At 67.7% G+C, this 17,585-nt stretch carries 18 protein-coding genes; 12 read left to right on the forward strand and 6 right to left on the reverse strand.

Annotation, left to right across the window (positions count from 1 at the left end; genetic code table 11):
- The first annotated feature begins 19 nt into the window (after positions 1-19).
- The 3 genes from ACZ6YV_RS14830 to ACZ6YV_RS14840 all read left to right on the forward strand — a co-directional run bounded on the left by ACZ6YV_RS14830 (position 20) and on the right by ACZ6YV_RS14840 (position 2,460).
- Positions 20-340 carry a hypothetical protein gene (locus ACZ6YV_RS14830; RefSeq protein ID WP_465510090.1) on the forward strand — a complete coding sequence of 107 codons (321 nt, stop codon included), beginning with the start codon at positions 20-22 and terminating at the stop codon, positions 338-340.
- Positions 341-458: 118 nt separating this feature from the next.
- Positions 459-1,385: a glucose-1-phosphate thymidylyltransferase RfbA gene (gene rfbA / locus ACZ6YV_RS14835; RefSeq protein ID WP_465510091.1), complete on the forward strand. Its 927-nt coding sequence runs from the start codon at positions 459-461 to the stop codon at positions 1,383-1,385.
- 160 nt (positions 1,386-1,545) lie between these two features.
- Positions 1,546-2,460, forward strand: coding sequence for an NAD-dependent epimerase/dehydratase family protein (locus ACZ6YV_RS14840; protein WP_465510092.1), 915 nt, complete (start codon positions 1,546-1,548; stop codon positions 2,458-2,460).
- Between the two features lie 79 nt (positions 2,461-2,539).
- Here the strand turns inward: ACZ6YV_RS14840 and ACZ6YV_RS14845 are convergent, their stop codons facing one another.
- On the reverse strand, positions 2,540-3,118 hold the full coding sequence (locus tag ACZ6YV_RS14845) for a TetR/AcrR family transcriptional regulator (RefSeq protein WP_465510093.1): 579 nt from the start codon (positions 3,116-3,118) through the stop codon (positions 2,540-2,542).
- 141 nt (positions 3,119-3,259) lie between these two features.
- Between ACZ6YV_RS14845 and ACZ6YV_RS14850 the strand changes: the two genes are divergently transcribed.
- Positions 3,260-4,132 (forward strand): sugar phosphate isomerase/epimerase family protein, encoded by an 873-nt coding sequence (locus ACZ6YV_RS14850; RefSeq protein WP_465510094.1) that lies wholly within the window; start codon positions 3,260-3,262, stop codon positions 4,130-4,132.
- A gap of 53 nt (positions 4,133-4,185) precedes the next feature.
- Here the strand turns inward: ACZ6YV_RS14850 and ACZ6YV_RS14855 are convergent, their stop codons facing one another.
- Positions 4,186-5,337 carry a nucleotide disphospho-sugar-binding domain-containing protein gene (locus tag ACZ6YV_RS14855; protein WP_465510095.1) on the reverse strand — a complete coding sequence of 384 codons (1,152 nt, stop codon included), beginning with the start codon at positions 5,335-5,337 and terminating at the stop codon, positions 4,186-4,188.
- Between the two features lie 319 nt (positions 5,338-5,656).
- Between ACZ6YV_RS14855 and ACZ6YV_RS14860 the strand changes: the two genes are divergently transcribed.
- The gene (locus ACZ6YV_RS14860; protein WP_465510096.1) at positions 5,657-7,168 is read left to right on the forward strand and encodes an MFS transporter; all 1,512 of its coding nucleotides are present in this window, start codon (positions 5,657-5,659) and stop codon (positions 7,166-7,168) included.
- A 167-nt stretch (positions 7,169-7,335) separates the two neighbouring features.
- A complete protein-coding gene (locus ACZ6YV_RS14865; protein WP_465510097.1) occupies positions 7,336-8,763 on the forward strand; it encodes an FAD-binding oxidoreductase in 1,428 nt (475 codons plus the stop codon).
- Between the two features lie 39 nt (positions 8,764-8,802).
- Here ACZ6YV_RS14865 and ACZ6YV_RS14870 read toward each other — a convergent pair whose 3' ends face one another.
- The gene (locus ACZ6YV_RS14870) at positions 8,803-9,225 is read right to left on the reverse strand and encodes a nuclear transport factor 2 family protein (protein WP_465510098.1); all 423 of its coding nucleotides are present in this window, start codon (positions 9,223-9,225) and stop codon (positions 8,803-8,805) included.
- 140 nt (positions 9,226-9,365) lie between these two features.
- Between ACZ6YV_RS14870 and ACZ6YV_RS14875 the strand changes: the two genes are divergently transcribed.
- From ACZ6YV_RS14875 to ACZ6YV_RS14900, 6 genes are all read left to right on the forward strand, one after another.
- Positions 9,366-10,283, forward strand: a complete 918-nt coding sequence (locus ACZ6YV_RS14875) for an MBL fold metallo-hydrolase (protein ID WP_465510099.1) — start codon at positions 9,366-9,368, stop codon at positions 10,281-10,283.
- A gap of 124 nt (positions 10,284-10,407) precedes the next feature.
- The gene (locus ACZ6YV_RS14880; RefSeq protein ID WP_465510100.1) at positions 10,408-11,673 is read left to right on the forward strand and encodes a beta-ketoacyl-[acyl-carrier-protein] synthase family protein; all 1,266 of its coding nucleotides are present in this window, start codon (positions 10,408-10,410) and stop codon (positions 11,671-11,673) included.
- Positions 11,670-12,887, forward strand: a complete 1,218-nt coding sequence (locus ACZ6YV_RS14885; protein WP_465510101.1) for a ketosynthase chain-length factor — start codon at positions 11,670-11,672, stop codon at positions 12,885-12,887. Before ACZ6YV_RS14880 ends, ACZ6YV_RS14885 begins: the two co-directional genes overlap by 4 nt.
- A 2-nt stretch (positions 12,888-12,889) precedes the next feature.
- Entirely contained in the window at positions 12,890-13,141 is a 252-nt protein-coding gene (locus ACZ6YV_RS14890) for an acyl carrier protein (RefSeq protein WP_465510102.1), read from the forward strand.
- Between the two features lie 3 nt (positions 13,142-13,144).
- Positions 13,145-14,074, forward strand: a complete 930-nt coding sequence (locus tag ACZ6YV_RS14895) for an aromatase/cyclase (protein WP_465510103.1) — start codon at positions 13,145-13,147, stop codon at positions 14,072-14,074.
- On the forward strand, positions 14,071-14,238 hold the full coding sequence (locus tag ACZ6YV_RS14900; protein ID WP_465510104.1) for a hypothetical protein: 168 nt from the start codon (positions 14,071-14,073) through the stop codon (positions 14,236-14,238). Before ACZ6YV_RS14895 ends, ACZ6YV_RS14900 begins: the two co-directional genes overlap by 4 nt.
- A gap of 106 nt (positions 14,239-14,344) precedes the next feature.
- On the opposite strand, the gene ACZ6YV_RS14905 is transcribed toward ACZ6YV_RS14900, so the two are convergent.
- The 3 genes from ACZ6YV_RS14905 to ACZ6YV_RS14915 form a co-directional block, all read right to left on the reverse strand.
- On the reverse strand, positions 14,345-14,755 hold the full coding sequence (locus ACZ6YV_RS14905) for a lipocalin-like domain-containing protein (RefSeq protein ID WP_465510105.1): 411 nt from the start codon (positions 14,753-14,755) through the stop codon (positions 14,345-14,347).
- Positions 14,756-14,782: 27 nt separating this feature from the next.
- Complete coding sequence (locus ACZ6YV_RS14910) at positions 14,783-15,568, reverse strand: SDR family NAD(P)-dependent oxidoreductase (RefSeq protein WP_465510106.1); 786 nt, start codon at positions 15,566-15,568, stop codon at positions 14,783-14,785.
- 90 nt (positions 15,569-15,658) lie between these two features.
- The gene (locus tag ACZ6YV_RS14915) at positions 15,659-16,396 is read right to left on the reverse strand and encodes an AfsR/SARP family transcriptional regulator (RefSeq protein WP_465510107.1); all 738 of its coding nucleotides are present in this window, start codon (positions 16,394-16,396) and stop codon (positions 15,659-15,661) included.
- Between the last annotated feature and the right edge of the window lie 1,189 nt (positions 16,397-17,585).

Raw genomic sequence — 17,585 nt, forward strand, 5'->3', positions numbered from 1 at the left:
AGTTCAAGGAGACCACCCGATGCTGACCCACACCCTCGTCTTCTCGTTTCCCGACGCGATGTCCGGATCGGACCGCGAGCAGTTCTTCGGCGAGCTCGCCAACATCATCGGCAGCTCGGGTATCGCCGACTCGTTCACTTACCGCAAGCACGTCCCGCTCGCAGAGGAGAGCCACGCACCGGTCTTCGTCTCCTCCGCGATTGCAGAAGTGCGCTGCGCGGATCTCGGCACGCTGGAGAAGCTTTCCGTGCACGCGCCCCTTGGAGAGTTCACCCAGCGCTGGATGACCGCGTTTCCCTACCGGGTGGTCTGGGTGAACAGCGAAGACGAGGCGCGATGATCGCCCCGGGATTCGGCCGGTCCGGCCGGCCGCCTGAACGATCGCCCGGGTCCTCGCCATGCGTACGTGGTCCTGAGACGCGGGCTGCCCGCCGCGCAGCGTCACGCTGGAGGGAATCGTGAAGGGGATCGTCCTGGCCGGTGGGAACGGAACCCGCCTGCATCCGATCACGCTAGGCACCTCGAAACAGCTCTTGCCCATCTACGACAAACCGATGATCTATTATCCGATCTCGGTGCTCATGCTCGCCGGTATCACCGACATCCTGATCATATCCGCCCCCCAGTACTTGGAATCGTTTCGCCGCCTTCTCGGTGAGGGTTCCCCGCTCGGCGTGCGGTTCAGCTATGCCGCGCAGGACGAGCCGCGCGGCCTGGCCGACGCCTTCATCGTGGGCGCCGACCACATCGGCGATGAGCCGGTGGCACTGGTACTGGGGGACAACATCTTCCACGGCCCCGGTTTCGGGCGGAGGCTCCGTGACGCTGCCCGCGACATCGACGGCTGCGTGCTGTTCGGCTACCCGGTCAGCGACCCGGAGCGTTATGGCGTGGTCGAGGTCGACGCCAACGGCGACCCGGTCGCCTTGGAAGAGAAGCCGGCGGCGCCACGTTCGAACGTCGCGGTGACCGGGCTCTACCTCTACGACAACGACGTCGTCGACATCGCGGCGCACCTCACGCCCTCGTCGCGCGGCGAGCTGGAGATCACGGACGTGAACCGGCACTACCTCGACCGGGGTAAGTGCCGTCTGGTTTCTTTGGGCCGCGGCTTTGCCTGGCTTGACACCGGCACCCACGACGCGCTGATCGACGCGAGCCAGTTCGTGCAGACCCTTGAACACCGCCAAGGGGTTCGGATCGCCTGCCTGGAGGAGATCGCTTGGCGGATGGGCTTCATCGACAGGGAGACGTGCTACGGCCTCGGTCGCGATCTCTCCCATTCCTCGTACGGCCTTTACATAATGGCCGCGGCCGGCGAACCCCTGGAGGGTATGACGTCGCCGATTCCGGAGGAGGTAGTTGCAGGCGGGGGTCCCGCATAGGCAGGTATTTCCTGGTTCCTGCCCAGTGCTTGTTCACCCGTTGTCCCAGTCGATGATCGACCGCTATACCCGTTGCGCTACAACGGATGTCACTTCAGAAGTGACCACGTCGGACAAGGTGTCGGCATCGGTTTCCGAGATGGCGACGACAGGAGTGATGATGCCTTCGTTCAATACCGCGAACGAGCCGCTGGCCGCCGTAATCGGTGCTGACGGTTCTCTCGGCGCCCGGCTGGTGCGTGCGCTGTGGTGGGAGGGTGTTCCCACGCTCGGCTACACCGGCGAACGCCCGGCGTTGCGCGGCTCGATCCCCGATCCGGATCTCCTCGGGGTGGATGTGGTGTTCTTCGTGCCGGATCGGATGAGCCCCGCGGCCGCGGAACGGGACCCGGACCGGGTCGGCGAGGATATCGCGGAGCTGCGTGTGTTGCTCGCCGTGTTGTCCGTGAGCGGTCGGCGCCCCGTCGTCGTGCTCGAGGGATCGGGCGGGACGGTGTACGACGCAACGTGCGAACCGCCCTATGCGGAGCTGTCCGCGGTGAATCCGACCACTGCCTACGGCCGGGCCAAGGTGGAGCAGGAGGAGGCGTTGGCCGCGGCGGTCGACGGCGTCGCGCCGGTCGTGCTGCGGGTCGCCAACTTCTACGGACCGGGGCAGCGCACGAGCGCCGGCTACGGTGTTGTCGGGCACTGGATGGAGGCGGCGCTCGCGGGAGAGCCGCTGCGCGTACTCGGGCACGCAGGCTCGCGGCGCGATTACATCCACATCGCCGACGTCACGAGCGCGATGCTCGCGGTACTGCATCGGGCGCCCGCACTCCGTGCGGAGAAGCGGCCGGTCGTCCTGAACATCGGTTCGGGGGAGTCCACGTCGCTGGACGAACTGCACCGGCAGTTCGAGGCCGTCGTCGGCCGCGGCCTTGTGTCCGAACAGGATGTGGCGCGGTCGTTCGACCGCCAGGACTCTTGGCTGGACGTCCGCCGGGCCGCGGAGGTGCTGGGCTGGCGTCCGCGAATCACGCTCGCCGACGGGCTCGCCGACACATGGCGCTCCTATCTGGCGCGCCGCGAGTGAGACGCTCGTGCGCACATACAAGGAGTCGCGAGGCCGGCCCTCGTAGCGACCGGTGAGCAGGTGCGGCGCGGTCGAGTGGTCAGTGCTCCGGACGAGGCCGCACGCCGTCGAGGACGAGGTCGAGATGACGGCGCCAGTCCGCGGGCCCGCCCCGTGAGAAGTACATCGTCGCCATGATGCTGCTGACGAGCATCCGGAAGTCGTCGAGGCTGAAGTCGGCGCGCACCGCTCCGGCCTGGGCCGCGCGCTCGATGATCCGAGCGAGGATCTCGGCGTAGACGTGCTTCTCCTCCTCGATGGCCTCCCAATCGAAGTCGGTGGAGCCCATGAGCGCGAGCTGGAAGATGGCATCGCCGTCGGCCGCCTCGAGATACGTCCGCAGCATCTCCTCGAACGCCTCTTGCGGATCAGTGAGCTTGTCGGCGCTGCGCGCGAGTTCCGCCATTCCCTCGAAGCGTTCGCGGACCAGTGCGGTGAGCAGCGCCTCCTTGTTGGGGAAGTGCCGGTAGAGCGTGCCTATACCGAGACCGCAGTACTCCGCGATCTCATCCATCTGCACCTCTCGTCCGCGGCGCGCGAACAGCTCGCGTGCGCCTTGAGTGATTCGCTCGCGGTTGCGCCGTGCGTCGGCGCGCAGGGGGCGTGAGGTCTCGGTCATCGGTTCCTATCCTAGGCCGCCGATACAACAAGCGGAAGATTGGTTCCGCATGCTTGGAGGAAATCGAATGATGTTTCGTGACACGCGGTCCCCGCGTCCTGGGGTCGGCCGGCCAAGTCGGTCGAGCGAAAGGAGCAACCCATGACGCACGGGGGTCCACGTCGCGTGGCCACTTGCTGGACGACGGCCGGCGCCACCGTGCCCGGCGACGTCGCCGCCACGAGTCCCGAGGATATCCGTGCCCGGGTCGAGGCCGCCGCGGCGGCGGGCTTCGACGGCATCGGCGTCAACGTTCCGGATCTGGCGATCGCACGCGACCGGCACGGCGACGCCGGGATCCGCGCGCTCCTCGACGATCACGGGATCGGTTATCTGGAGCTCGATGCCCTGGGCGGCTGGGCTTCGACCGGCGAGGAGCGCGTGGCCTCGGACTCGCGGCGGCGAATTCTGCTGGACGCGGCCGACGCGCTGGGCGCGGACCTGATCAAGGTGATCCCGCCGATCGGTCCGGTCGCTGACGTCGGCCCCTTGGTAAGCGAGTTCGCGAAGCTGGCAGGCCAGGCCGCCGACGTCGGGGCAAGGATCGGCATCGAGCCCATCTCCGTGTGCAAGGTGGCGACACCGGTGCAGGCCCTCGAGTTGGTACAGCGCGCAGGTCACCCCGCCGCCGGGGTGATTCTCGACAATTGGCAGATCTCGCGCGCCGGCCTCGATGTCGACGTCGTGCGCGGATTCCCGCCGGAGTGGATCGCCTCGGCCGAGCTGTCCGACGGGACGGCGGAGCCCGGCACCGACTTCTTCACCGACTGCTTCGAACACCGCAGGCTGCCGGGGTCGGGCGAGCTCGACGTCGCCGGGTTCGTCGACGCCCTGCGCCGGAGCGGCTACGACGCGGTGTGGGGGGTCGAGGTGCTCGAGGCCGAGTACCGCCGCCTTCCACTGGACCGGGCGACGGAGATGGCGTACGAGGCGCTGGTGGCCGCCACCACCGGTCGACCGCGCCTCGACGAATGAGGGTGGACTCGACAGCGGGCGGGCCCGCGCGGTCGTACTCGACCGCGCGGGGCTCAACCCGGCCACGGCGCGGCGAGCTTCTCCAGGTCCGCGACGATCTGAGGCGGAGCCGGGAGGGCGCGGATCTCGGCGGACAGCGCGCGAGCCTGGCGCGCGAACTTGGCGTCGGCCAGTATCGACGCGCACGCACCGGCGACGACCGCCGGCGTGTTGTCCTCGCCGTGGATCACCAGGCTCGATCCGTGCTGCTCGATCAGGTCCGTCGACTTTCGGAGCAGCTTGAACCTGTCGAGGATGACCTGGGGGACTCCGGCGTCCATCGCGTTCATCGCCGTCAGGCCGCCGTTGTGGTGAACGATGACGTCGCAGGTGGGGAGGATGAATTCGAGGGGGAGCCAGTCCGCGCGGATCCCGGGGTGTCGGGTCCGTAGTTCCTCGGCGAGGGACTCGGTCGCGGCCACGACCACGTCCACTTCCAGCGAACCGAGCTGTTCCACCAGTTCGTCCAGGTATTCCCCGCCGCCGCTACCCGCTTCGCGTCGACTGCCCAGGGTGACACAGACTCGGGGGCGCGAGGCCCTGGTGTACATCCAGGGTTCGAGCTTGCGCTGTCGGTTGCCGGAAATCCAGCGCATCATCCGGGCACCGTCGTGCTCGGGCAGTTGCAGGCTGGGAGGACAGATGTCCACCAGGAGATCCGGCTGGGGGACGTGATCGAGGCCCAGCGCCGCGAGTTCGGGTGCCAGCTCGACGTCCGCATGAGGGTGGGCCTCGTCGAGGGGCATCCAGTCCCAGGCCTGCCGGACGTGCGGGACGTCCAGGGTGGCACCGAGCATGGGCGTCGCGTAGTCGAGCGTGCCGCCGATGACGACGTCGGGACGCCAGCGGCGCGAGAACTCGACCAGACCGGGGAGGCCGACCGCGGCCTGGCGTCCGAACCAGGCTCCCAGGAACCAGGCCTCCTCGTCAGGAGCTGTCGGGAAGTTGATGGGACCACCGGGCCGGTCCATCGTCATGATGCTCTTGGTGGTCTTGTCGGTCTCGAAGGAGACCGCCGGGAGCCCGACGGCCGTGATCGTCGGAGCCAGCTCGTCGAACGCGGCCATGACGACTTCGTGGCCGGCGTTGCGCAGGGAAGTCGCCAGTGGAGCCAGTGCGAATACCGACGCTGGACTGAATCCAGCGGCGACGAACAAGGTCCTCATGGGAAAGCCCGCCCTTCATCGGCGTGGTGCGGTGGGGGACGGGTGCGAAGCGGCAGGCAGTCAGAGTGGCTGCCGTGGCCCGCCGCCGTCAGGACGACCGTGGCGGCAGGCGCTCGACCGGCGCTCTATCGGCGGTGAGTTCCCGGGCATCACCGGCGACACTGTTGACGGCTAAACGGAATCGGAGGTACGGTTCCGAATAGGTCGCCCGTAGCGGATGCCTGCCCACGCAAGTGCCGTCCCGGCGTGCTGGCCCGCTTCCGGGCAGGCGATGACACCGCGGCGACATCGGAGCCGCACTTCGAGCCCAGAGGGAGTCATGACCACCAACGAGAGAAGTGATCCGGACGCCGTGGTCCTCACAGACAAGCCCGAACCCAGCGAGACTCCCGCTCGATCGAGCGATCAGGTGAGGGGCCGGACGCTGGTGCTGGTCGTGCTGTGCCTGGCGCAGTTCATGTGCGTCCTCGACGACACGATCGTCAACATCGCGCTGCCGTCCATTCAGGCCGACCTGGGCTTCTCCGGGACCAGCCTGCAGTGGGTACTCAACGGATACCTGCTGACCTTCGGTGGGCTGCTCCTCTTGGCCGGTCGCGCGTCCGACCTGTTCGTGCGACGTACGGTCTTCCTGACCGGATTGACCGTGTTCGGGCTGGCCTCGCTCACCTGCGGCCTCGCGGTGAGCCCGGCGATGCTCGTCACCTCCCGGATCGCTCAGGGGATCGGGGCGGCCATGCTGTCGGCTTCGGCGCTGGCCATCCTCACCGCGACGTTCACGGGCCCGGCCCGCGCCCGCGCGTTCGGTCTGTGGGGTGGCCTGTCCGGGGCCGCGGGTGCCACCGGCGTTCTGCTCGGCGGGCTGTTGACCAGCACGCTGGACTGGCGTTGGGTGTTCCTCGTCAACATCCCGGTCCTGGTCGTAGTGGCCGTCCTGACCCTGCGCCGCGTCAGTTCCGTCCGCTCGCCGGCGCGGCCCCCGCTCGATCTCTGGGGAGCGATCACGGTCACGGCCGGTCTCGGACTGCTGATCTTCGGCATCGTCAAATCCGAACAGTCCGGCTGGGGCTCGCCGGTGACGCTCTCGACGCTGGGCGCAGGGGTGGTCCTGCTGGTGATTTTCCTGCTGGTCGAAAGGAAACACCCCTCGCCGCTCGTCCCGCTCGGGATCTTCGCCCGGCGCAACGTGACCGGCGGCGCGATCTGCGCGCTGCTGCTGGCCAGCACGATGCTCGGCACGTTCTTCTTCCTCTCCCTGTACCTCCAGCAGGTCCTCGGCTTCAGCGCCCTCCAGAACGGTGTCGCGTTCCTGCCGTTCGCGATCGCGGTCATGTTCTCCGCCGCGGTGTCCTCGCAGCTGGTCACCAAGGTCGGATTCAAGCCGCTGCTGATGGGCGGGTTCGGTCTCCTCATCGTCGCCCTGCTCTGGCTCGCGCAGATCGGCCTCCACGGCAGCTACTGGGTCGACGTGCTGGGGCCGGCGCTCCTCGCCGGCGTGGGCTTGGGAACACTGCTGGTCAGCTCCGTGACCGCCACGACCCAGGACCTGAGCGGAGAAGGTGAGCTGGGGCTCGCCTCCGGTCTGGTGACCAGTACGAACCAGGTGGGTGGCGCGCTCGGGCTCGCCATCCTCTCGACGGTGGCCTTCGCCAGGGCCGACAGCCACTCGGCCGCGCAGGCCGCCGCGCCGGAGTCGCTGCTCGCCGGTTTCCAGCTCGCGTTCTACGTCGCGGCGGGTTTTGCCCTCCTCGGGCTCGTGGTGTCCGCGCTCGTGACCACGCGCGTCGTCGGCCAGCCTCTCAACGAAGCCCAGCAGATGGCGCGTCACTGACCACCCGACCGGCCACCGTCGTGGCCCGACGGCGTCCCTCAAACCCGATCCCCCAACGGGTTTGAGGGACGCACGTCGTCGGAGCGGTAGTTGACCGGGCGTGGATCCCGGTCGGTGACTGTGTGTCCGGCAGCCTTCCCGCCCACCGTAGGAGGAGACAACACACCGTGGAACCGACATCGGGTCGAACCCCGTCGCAGTTCTGTTTCCCGCCTGGCCAGAAGCCGACGTCGAAGCTGGTGGCTCGCCTTCGCGACATCCTCGGATCGCCGGTCATCGGCCCCGAGGATCCCGGCTATGACCGCGCCCGCGCCTCGTTCAACACGCTCACCGATCATCGCCCGCAGGCGATCGTCAGAGCCGAGTCGGCCGACGACGTGGCCCGGGCTGTCCGGCTCGCGAGGGACATCCGGATCCCGATCGCGGTCCAGACCACAGGCCACGGCATGGGAACGAGCGCCCCGGACAGTGCCCTCCTCATCGAACTCCGCCACCTCGACGACGTCGAGGTCGATCCGGACGGCCGGACGGCACGCGTCGGCGGCGGAGCGACCTGGGACCAGGTGGTCGCGGCGACGGCTCCGTGGCAGTTGGCCCCGCCGATCGGCTCGACCGGTGACGTCGGGGTCGCCGGCTATGTCACCGGTGGGGGAGTCTCCTTCCTCGGCCGTCAGTACGGGTACGCCGCCGACAACGTCCGGGAGATCGAGCTGATCACTCCGGACGGCTGTCGGAAACGTCTGACGGCGCACGACGAACCGGAGCTGTTCTGGGCTGTGCGCGGAGCCAAGAGCAACTTCGGCGTCGTGACGTCGCTGGTCATCGACCTCATGCCGGTCTCGGAGGTGTACGCGGGCGTGCTGACCTTCAGGACCGACGCCGTGGAACGTGCGTTCCACGGCTTCCTCGCCTGGACCCGTGCCGTCACGGACGCCACGACGTCGGTGGCCGTGTTCCGTCGGCTTCCCGCAGCGAACGAGCGGCCCATGGACCCACACGACCGGTGCGAGCTGGTGGTCAACGTCGTGCACGTCGGGTCGGCGTCTTCGGGCCGTCGTGAGCTCGCCGGGCTCCGCGAACTGTGTCCTGACGACGACACTGTCACCACGCACCCCGTCGCGCGGATCAACGCGCTCATCCCGGGCCCCACTCAGCCGGGCGCGTTCGTTTCCGCGAGTGGGCTGTTCGGCGGGATCGACACGGCGGGAGCGGATCGGGTCCTGCGGGCTGTAGGCCCGGCGGTGAAGTCGTCGCCTGGGTTGATCGAGGTACGCCATCTCGGCGGGCGCTTCTCGGAGGCACCCGAAACGCCCAATGCGATCGCCCACCGGGATGCCGCCTTCGCCTTGTACGTCACGAATCCCGCCACATCGGTGGTGCACGCCGAGGCGCTCGCGAGTGAACACCGGGCTCTGCTGGCCACGCTCGGACCCACTCTCACCGGCGGCCGGATCCCGACCTTCCTCGGGACGTCGGACGTCGCCCCCGACGCCGTCGCGAGCGCCTACGCCACTGCCGACTGGGCGCGCCTGCGCGAGCTCAAGCGCCGCTGGGACCCGGACAACCTGTTCCGGGTCAACCACAACATCCGCTGACGGCTCGCGCCCCCGATGGCAGGGGGCGCGAGCCGTGAATCAGTCGTAGGAGACGTGGCGTGAGCGGGTGAACAGTTTTCCCGCGATCTCGACGAGCACGTCGTGTATGACGGTGCTGACGAAGACAGGCTCCTGCTTGGGGCGAACCTTCACCACCAAACAGTAGGCGGTGGAGACGATCGAGCCGTCTTCGGCCAGCGCCACATTGATCATGTTGACCCAGTGGCGGCGCTGCATCGGGTCGTCGGTGAAGCGGTGATGGAAGTCGCGCAGGTCCTCGATGATACCCGCGCGGGTGCGCGACGGCGGCCGCCCAGGAGTGTGTGAGAACTCCGCGGCGGCGGTGAACGTTTCGGCGTAACCCTCGATGTCACACTCGTCGAGCCGCTGCATCTGCGCGGCGTAGAACCGCTGCACACGGGTGTGCAGGGTGTCCGGGTCGAGCATCGCGGCTGTGGTCATGGCCCCTCCCTGGTCGCACGTCGGTGTTGCGCAGGGAGTGTCGCCACACGCGCTCTACGGGCTATAAAGCGCCGATAGCCTCGGGGCCGGAGGGAGGCGCGGTCTAGCAGCGATCGAGCGACCCCAACGACGGTGTGGGTATGCCTGATTCCTTCGGCCCCGCAGTCTCCGGCTTACTGGAGGTTGCTGACGGCGTCTACGCCTACCTGCAGCCTGACGGCGGCTGGTGTCTGAACAACGCCGGCCTGATCGCCGCCGGCGACCACTCGGTGCTCGTCGACACAGCGGCCACCGAAGCCCGCGCCCGGGCGCTGCGCCGCGCGGTGCACCGGGTGGCGGGCGGGCCGCCGTCCACCGTCGTCAGCACCCACTCGCACGGTGACCACACGTTCGGCAATTTCGTCTTCCCTGAGGCCCTTGTACTCGGCCATGAGCGCACGCGCCATGAGGCTGAGGAGGCGGGTCTGCACCTGACCGGCCTGTGGCCGGACGTCCCGTGGGGCGCGCTCGAACTGGTCTTGCCACACCTGACGTTCGCCGGGCCGTTGACCCTGCGTGTCGGTGGGCGGGTCGTCGAGCTGCATTCGTTCGGGCCGGCTCACAGCGGCTGCGACACCGTGGCGTGGCTCCCACGCGAACGGGTCCTCTTCGCCGGTGATCTGGTCATGTCCGGGGTGACCCCGTTCGTGCTCACCGGCTCGGTTTCCGGGCTGCGCTCGGCTCTCGCGCAGCTGCGGGAGTTCGACGCCACGACCATCGTCCCGGGCCACGGGCCGGTCGGTGGCCCGGAACTGCTGGATCAAGGCGAGCGGTACCTGTCCTGGCTCATGGACCTCGCGCGCGCGGCGGCCGAGGCGGGCATGTCGCCCCTGGATGCGGCCCGGGAGGCGGAACTCGGAGAGTTTGAAGACCTGCTTGACCCTGAGCGGCTGGCACCGAACCTGCATCGGGCCTGCGCGGAACTGCGCGACGGCGGGAAGGGCGTGTTCGCCGAGGTCGACCGGATGTTCGCCGACATGGTGGCGCTACACGGCGGCATCCCCGCCTGCCATGCGTGATCAGCGTGCAGCCCGGATAGAGCGATGGTCGAGGAATCGGCCTTAATTTCTGGACACAGAAGGAAAAGAGCAGCGACACACGAGGAAGGGACGGGGATATGAACGACGAATTCGGTGCGGACTCGTGAACCGCCGGGTCGTCATCACAGGAATTGGCGTTCGCGCCCCCGGGGCACTGGGCCGCGATGCCTTCTGGGAACTGCTTTCGGAAGGCCGGACCGCCACGCGCCGCATCTCGTTCTTCGACCCCGCCCCGTATCGCTCCCAGGTCGCCGCCGAAGTGGACTTCGACGCCGCGGCGGAAGGTCTGAGCCCGCGTGAGGTCCGGCGGATGGACCGCGCGACGCAGTTCGCGGTGGTGTGCTCACGGGACGCGGTCGCCGACAGTGGACTGGAGACGGTAGCGCTGGAGCCGGGCCGAATCGGGGTGAGCCTGGGCAGCGCCGTTGCCGCCGCGACGAGCCTGGAGCAGGAGTACCTGGTGCTCTCCGATTCGGGGCGGTGCGAGGTGATGGACACTGAATACCTCTCACCGCACATGTTCGACTACATGATCCCGAGCATCATGCCGGCGGAAATCGCCTGGGCGGTCGGCGCCGAGGGCCCTGTCGGCATGGTGTCGAACGGCTGCACGTCGGGTATCGACGCGGTGGGGCACGCGTCCTCGCTGATCCGCGAGGGCAGCGCCGACGTCATGATCGCCGGTGCGTCGGACACCCCGATCACCCCGATCGTGGTCGCCAGCTTCGACGCGATCAGGGCGACGACCACCTACAACGACGAGCCCCGTACGGCGTCGCGCCCCTTCGACGGCACCCGCAACGGCTTCGTGCTCGCGGAGGGCGCCGCGGTCTTCGTGCTGGAGGAACGCGACGCCGCGCTCCGGCGTGGAGCGCGGATCTACGCCGAGGTCGCCGGGTACGCGACCCGTTGCAACGCCTACCACATGACAGGTCTCAAGTCCGATGGCCGGGAGATGACCGAGGCGATCCGCGTGAGCTTCGACCAGGCGCGGCTCGATCCCACCGCGATCGACTACATCAACGCACACGGCTCCGGGACCAAACAGAACGATCGCCACGAGACCGCGGCCTTCAAACGCAGCCTCGGCGAGCACGCGTACCGGACGCCGGTCAGCTCGATCAAGTCGATGATCGGCCACTCGCTCGGCGCCATCGGCTCGGTCGAGATCGCCGCGTCCCTGCTGGCTATCGAGAACCAGGTCGTGCCACCGACGGCGAACCTGGAGGCCGCGGATCCGGAATGCGACCTGGACTACGTCCCGAAGGTCGCACGCGAGCACGGCATCGACACCGTGCTGACCGTCGGCAGCGGTTTCGGAGGTTTCCAGAGTGCGATGGTCCTGGCCAAGGAGAAGGGGGCGGCATGAGTGTGATCACCGGCCTCGGGGTGGTCGCGCCGAACGGTGCGGGGTTGCCCGAATTCTGGGAGGCGACGCTCACCGGACGGAGTGGCATCGGTGAGCTGGATCGTTTCGAGCACCCCGGCGACACCCCGCGGTGGGCAGGGCTCGTCGACAGGCTCGACCCGGCCGAGCATCTGCCCGGCCGCCTGATTCGCCAGACCGACCTCTCGACGCAGTTCGCGCTCATCGCTGCCCAATGGGCTCTCGACGACGCGAAGGTCAACCCGTCCATGCTGACCGACTACGAGATGGGCGTCGTCACGGCGAACGCCTCAGGCGGATTCGAGTTCACCCACCGTGAGTTCCGGAAGCTGTGGGCGCAGAGCCCGGAGCATGTGAGCGCCTATGAGTCCTTCGCATGGTTCTATGCGGTGAACACCGGGCAGATCTCGATCCGACACGGTATGCGCGGCCCCGGCTTCGCCTTGGTCGCCGAGCAGGCGGGCGGTCTCGACGCGCTGGGGCAGGCTCGGCGCGTCGTCCGGTCCGGGGTGCCCTTGGTGGTCAGCGGCGGTGTCGATTCCGCGTTCGACCCCTGGGGATGGGTCTCGCATCTGTCCAGCGGACGGGTGAGTAACGGCCCCGACCCGGCCATCGCCTATCGGCCGTTTGACGAGCAGGCGGACGGTTACGTGCCTGGCGAGGGCGGTGCCGTCGCCATCGTCGAGGACGCCGACGCGGCGAGCGCTCGCGGCGTGGCCGGCCTTGCCAGGATCGCGGGCTACGCCAACACCTTCGATCCGGCTTCCGGCTCGGGGCGCCCACCCGGGCTGCGCCGCGCCGCCGAGCTCGCGCTGGTCGACGCCGGGATACGCCCCGACGAGGTCGACGTGGTGTTCGCGGACGCCGTTGGGGTCCCAGAGCTCGACAGGGCCGAGGCCCGGGTACTGCGCGAGTTGTTCGGAGTGCGTGGTGTCCCGGTCACTGCCCCGAAAGCGCTCACCGGCCGGCTGTTCTCCGGCGGCGGCATGCTCGATGTCGCCGCCGCGCTGATGAGCCTGCGTGAGCGTGTCATCCCGCCGACCTTCGCCACCAGCGCGGTGCCCGAGGAGTACGGCCTCGACTTGGTGCTCGGCACACCGCGGGAAGCCGGCCTCGACACCGCGCTCGTCCTCGCCCGTGGCCGCTGGGGATTCAACGCGGCCATCGTCCTCCGTAGCCTCGAGAACAGGAGTTGATCATGACCAAGGCGATGAGCCTGGACAACCTCGGCGCGATCCTGGCCGAATGTTCCGGTGAAGACACCATCCAGCTGGAGGGGGCCGCACGTACCCCGTTCGACGACCTGGGGTACGACTCGCTCGCCCTCATCGAGACCGCCGCCCAGCTCAAGCTGACTTACGGCGTGGTGATCCGCGACGAGCAGATCCTCGAGGTGACGACCCCTGAGGAGCTGCTCGAACTCATCAATCGTCAGCTCGCGGCAGCGTGAACCATGGAACTCACGACGCATACCCGCGTGATCGCGGCCCCGCCGGACGATGTCTACCGGGTGGTCGCCGACGTGGCCTTGTGGCCGGTGGTGTTCGGGCCGACCGTCCACGTGCACCACCTGGAGCGCGAAGAGCGCGCGGAGCGGTTCCAGCTCTGGGCCGTTGTCGCCGGGGAGGTGGCGACGTGGATCTCCCGGCGCGAACTCGACCCCGTGGCCCGGCGCATCGAGTTCCGCCAGGAGCACAGCCGTCCCCCCATCGCGGGGATGAACGGCACGTGGTCGTTCAAGCCACATCGCGACGGGGGCACCGAGGTCGTGCTCGACCATCGATTCGCAGTGACCGAGGCGAGTGCCCGCGAGACCATCCTCACCGCCGTGGACCGCAACAGCACAGAGGAGCTCGCGGCGCTGGGCCGCATCACCGAGCTCGGCCACCCGGTCGACGAAGTGGTCTCCACGTTCTCCGACACCGTCGTGCTGGACGGCGAGCTCGATGACGTCTACGACTTCGTCCACCGCAGTGACCTGTGGCCCGAACGACTGCCCCACGTGGCCCGCGTCGACCTGACCGAGACCGGGGATGGTGTCCAGCACATGGAAATGGACACGGTCACCGCGGACGGTTCGGCCCACACCACCCGCTCGATCCGCATCTGCCATACCGGCGAGAGCATTTCCTACACCCAGCTCCTGCCGCCGACGATGTTGCTCGGACACAGTGGCCGGTGGACTTTCCGCCGCGCCGGGCGCGGTGTGGAGGCCACCGCGACGCACACGGTCGCGATCGATCCTGAGGCCGCGCGAGCACAGCTCGGGGAGAACAGCACTCTCGCCGAGGCGCGGGCCTACCTGCGCAAGAACCTCGGCGACAACGGGCGCGCCACCCTCACCCACGCGGGGGCCGTTGTCGAATCGGGAGCCCAGGAATGAGCGTGGAGATCGCCGCCACCACCGTCGACGACGAGGCCGTGCAGGGCATCGTGGGCCCATCGATGGGTCCTCGGTCGTGGTGGCCTGTATGGACTTCCGGTGCCCCGACGGCAGCCTCGACCTCGCCGATCTCGATCGGCGAGGTCGAACACGGCATGACCTGACCAGCAGTCGACGCACTCGTCCGCGGCGACGTTTCCGCGCGGGGACGCACACGCACCGGCGGGCACGGATCTTCCGTGCCCGCCGGTGTCGTCGTCGGAGCGTCCGTCATCCCGCCTCGCGACGCCAGTCCATGACGACGTATCGCGTCGAGCCAGGGGACACCGGCCGGCGCAGGCTAAGCCCATCGTCGTCGACCTTGGCCTCACGGACCTGGCCCGTTCCGACCACCCGGGGATGGGAGCCGACGGCGACCTCGTGCACGACCTCGTCGCCCGCGACCCGCCACCGCCCGGTGTATCCCAGGTAGAACGACGGCGGCGGCCCCATACCGGTGTCTGCGGTGTCGGTGACGGACTCCGTCCGCATCATGCCGACGCCCATCCAGCCAGTGGCGTCGTAGATCAGCACGCCGTCCGCGGCCTCCCCGAGTGGGCCCTCGGTGACCGAGCCGTCCTCGTGGAGGTAGTAGTGCGCGGTGAGATGCCAGACCCCGATCAGGTCCTTCTCCGACAGCATCGGTCCTGCTCTCCGATCGGTCGCGGATCAGTAGTTGCCGAGCCCGCCACAGACGTTGAGAGCCTGTGCGGTGACCGAGGCGGCGCCGGGCGAGATCAGGTATTCGACCATCGCGGCCACCTCGCTCGGCTGGACGTAGCGCCCGATCGGCACCCGGTTGGTGATGCGGTCGTACGCCTCGGACTCGTCCACACCCCAGACGCCGGCGTAGTGCTCGCGCACCAGTTCGGCCATCGGCGTCTCGACGAAGCCCGGGCAGACCGCGTTGACCGTGATGCCGCTGCGGGCGAGTTCCAGCCCGAGCGCCTTGGTGAACCCGACCACGCCGTGTTTCGAGGCCGAGTACGGCGCCGCGTGCACCACGCCCTGCTTCCCGCCGGTGGACGCGATGTTGACGATCTGGCCGCGCCCGCGCTCCAGCATGCCGCCGGTGGACAGCACCTCCTTGGTGACCCGGAAGACGCTGTTCAGGTTCGTCTCCATGACGTCACACCACAGTTCGTCGGTAATCTCGGCGGTCGCCCCGGCACCAGGCCTGCCTGCGTTGTTCACCAGGACGTCGATCGGCCCGAAGCGCTTCACCGCCTGCTCCACGAGCCGGTGGATCTCCTCCGTTGACCGTACGTCGGCGTGGAAGCCGTCAACGGTGAGACCTTGACCCCGCAGGTCCTTCACGGTGGCCTCCACCGCGTCGGGCGTGCGCGAGCACAGGAACACCGCCATGTCGCGGCGTCCGAGAGCCGCCGCGATCTCCAGGCCGATTCCACTCGTGGCCCCCGTGACCAGGGCGACCGGTTGTGCGCGCTCAGCCATGAATTTCCCCTGTTCTTCGGTCGTCGGTTGCCCGGCGCGTCGTGTATTCGTCGGGCCTTACTACCGTCACAAGCACGCCTCTACCGGAGATCAAGGCGTGCTGCACGCGGGGGCACAGGAACTGGTCAGGATCTCCGCTTGGAACCGCCTGGCCTCGAATGAAGGCTCCAGTCCCAATTCCTCGTCGAGCACGCGACGCAATTCGCCGAAGACATCGAGGGCTTCGGCCCGCCGCCCCGATCCGTGCAAGGCGCGCATCAGCAGGATGTAGAACGATTCGTGCAACTCGTGGTGGGCCACCAGATAACGCAGTTCGCCGATGGTCTCGCGGTGCCTGCCGCTGGCGAGGTAGGCCTCGATGCGCAGCGTCAGAGCCTCCAGGCGCTGCTCCTCCAGGTACACCGAGAGGCCCCGCAGCCTCGGCCCGTAATCGACGTCGGCGAGCACAGGACCACGCCACAGACCCAATGCGTCTCGCAGTAGGTGGCCGGCCAGTTCCGGCTCGTTGCGTGCGAGTGCCTCCTTGCCGCTGTCCGCGAGGTGCTGGAATCGGAAGATGTCGATGTTCGTGCGTGGCAGGGCGAGGACGTACCCACCTGGCCGCGTACCGAGCAGTTCGGAGCCGTTCCCGTCGGCTGAGCTATCGGCAAGCAGCTTGCGTAGCTGGTAGATGTAGGTCTGCAGGATGGTCCGCACGGTACGAGGCGGCTCGGCCGGCCACAGTTCGTCGATCAGTTGTTCCGTGCTCACCACCGCGTTCGCATTCGCGGCCAGCAACGCGATTACCTGACGGAGCTTGGCAGCGGTGATCTTTTCGACATCGGTCACCTCCAGAGAGCCCAGGAGGTGGATCAGGACATTTGTATCCGTCATTTTATCCCCCGGAAAAGCTTGGAATGTAGCCTGATGAAATTTCCGTTCGCGACGACGGTCGCGCTACTACTCGGCTCTGCGGACGAGAATCCGCGAGTGTCACCGCGTCGGTAGTGCAGAGGGGTCGACGCAGGTGCGGGCCGCGCATCCCGACGTGGTGTGAGGACACGGAGCGTGGAAGAATGGCGCGGTGGAAGCCAGGCGATCGCTCAGGAAAATGGTTTCTTCGCGGTACGTGACTTCCTGGTTGTCACCAGTTTCAAGAAGAATCGCGTGATGTGCCGATAATGAACAATTTGACCCCAGATATTGATTTGTGAGCCGTGCGTCTCCATCCGGCGTGAAGTCGCACCCGAATGAAGACGTCAAAGCTGTATGCTTATCGAGTGTCAGGGTGGCATCGAGGTGGCGGCTCGAAACACGAAGCCGGACGGTGAAAGCCTGGAACCCGATCTTCCCCAGTGGGTGAGCCGTTGAGCCCGCGGCCTTATATTAGTTGGTGTGAGCAGGAACGATAGCAGCGTTGCTCGCGGCCCCGCTTGTGCTGTCGATGGCGCGACCGCGTTCGCCCTGGTTTCACGCCAACCCTCATCGCTCCGGAAAAGCGACGAGGGTTGCCTTGCCGACCGGAAAAGAAATCCTTGAGCTTGGTCTGCTTTCGTCGAGTTGGGCTCGACTCAGTACTTGACATAGCGCACCCCCATATTCTGCGGCTACTGCGATCAGCGTCTCGCTCGCAGGTTCTTATGCGACACCGCCAATCGAGTGATCATCGAGGCGAGGTGTTCGATAATGCCGAATGGTCGAGAAGTTCATTCGGGGCATTTCGGGCTTTCCGGTGGGCTGGATCTGTATTCGTAACCATAAGACAGGATATTGATGCTTCCTTCGTGGCCGAACACAGCTTCGACGGAAACCGCCTCTGGAAGCCGTCTTTGCCCAAATGCGCCGGAAGTACGCTGCCTTACGCGGGAATCGCAAACCCAGGACCGCGCGGCACCTACGAGCTCGGCAGCTTGGCGAAACCACCCTTGTCTCCTGGCCGCGATGTCAGCAGGCGTCGTCCCCCTGAAGACCCCCGTTCGCCCTGGCCTGCCCGCACTACCGTGACGGGCTGCGTGCGCCGGGGACACCCGGCTGGCTT

It is taken from the genome of Amycolatopsis sp. NPDC102522 (assembly GCF_055584485.1).

Excerpts from the sequence above, each read along its gene's own strand:
- ACZ6YV_RS14875 (WP_465510099.1), top strand. The coding sequence starts at position 9,366 with ATGCCTGATTCCTTCGGCCCCGCAGTCTCCGGCTTACTGGAGGTTGCT.
- ACZ6YV_RS14890 (WP_465510102.1), top strand. The coding sequence starts at position 12,890 with ATGACCAAGGCGATGAGCCTGGACAACCTCGGCGCGATCCTGGCCGAA.
- ACZ6YV_RS14895 (WP_465510103.1), top strand. The coding sequence starts at position 13,145 with ATGGAACTCACGACGCATACCCGCGTGATCGCGGCCCCGCCGGACGAT.
- ACZ6YV_RS14850 (WP_465510094.1), top strand. The coding sequence starts at position 3,260 with ATGACGCACGGGGGTCCACGTCGCGTGGCCACTTGCTGGACGACGGCC.
- ACZ6YV_RS14845 (WP_465510093.1), bottom strand. The coding sequence starts at position 3,118 with ATGACCGAGACCTCACGCCCCCTGCGCGCCGACGCACGGCGCAACCGC.
- ACZ6YV_RS14900 (WP_465510104.1), top strand. The coding sequence starts at position 14,071 with ATGAGCGTGGAGATCGCCGCCACCACCGTCGACGACGAGGCCGTGCAG.
- ACZ6YV_RS14870 (WP_465510098.1), bottom strand. The coding sequence starts at position 9,225 with ATGACCACAGCCGCGATGCTCGACCCGGACACCCTGCACACCCGTGTG.
- ACZ6YV_RS14840 (WP_465510092.1), top strand. The coding sequence starts at position 1,546 with ATGCCTTCGTTCAATACCGCGAACGAGCCGCTGGCCGCCGTAATCGGT.
- ACZ6YV_RS14855 (WP_465510095.1), bottom strand. The coding sequence starts at position 5,337 with ATGAGGACCTTGTTCGTCGCCGCTGGATTCAGTCCAGCGTCGGTATTC.
- ACZ6YV_RS14905 (WP_465510105.1), bottom strand. The coding sequence starts at position 14,755 with ATGCTGTCGGAGAAGGACCTGATCGGGGTCTGGCATCTCACCGCGCAC.
- ACZ6YV_RS14830 (WP_465510090.1), top strand. The coding sequence starts at position 20 with ATGCTGACCCACACCCTCGTCTTCTCGTTTCCCGACGCGATGTCCGGA.
- ACZ6YV_RS14860 (WP_465510096.1), top strand. The coding sequence starts at position 5,657 with ATGACCACCAACGAGAGAAGTGATCCGGACGCCGTGGTCCTCACAGAC.
- ACZ6YV_RS14910 (WP_465510106.1), bottom strand. The coding sequence starts at position 15,568 with ATGGCTGAGCGCGCACAACCGGTCGCCCTGGTCACGGGGGCCACGAGT.
- ACZ6YV_RS14885 (WP_465510101.1), top strand. The coding sequence starts at position 11,670 with ATGAGTGTGATCACCGGCCTCGGGGTGGTCGCGCCGAACGGTGCGGGG.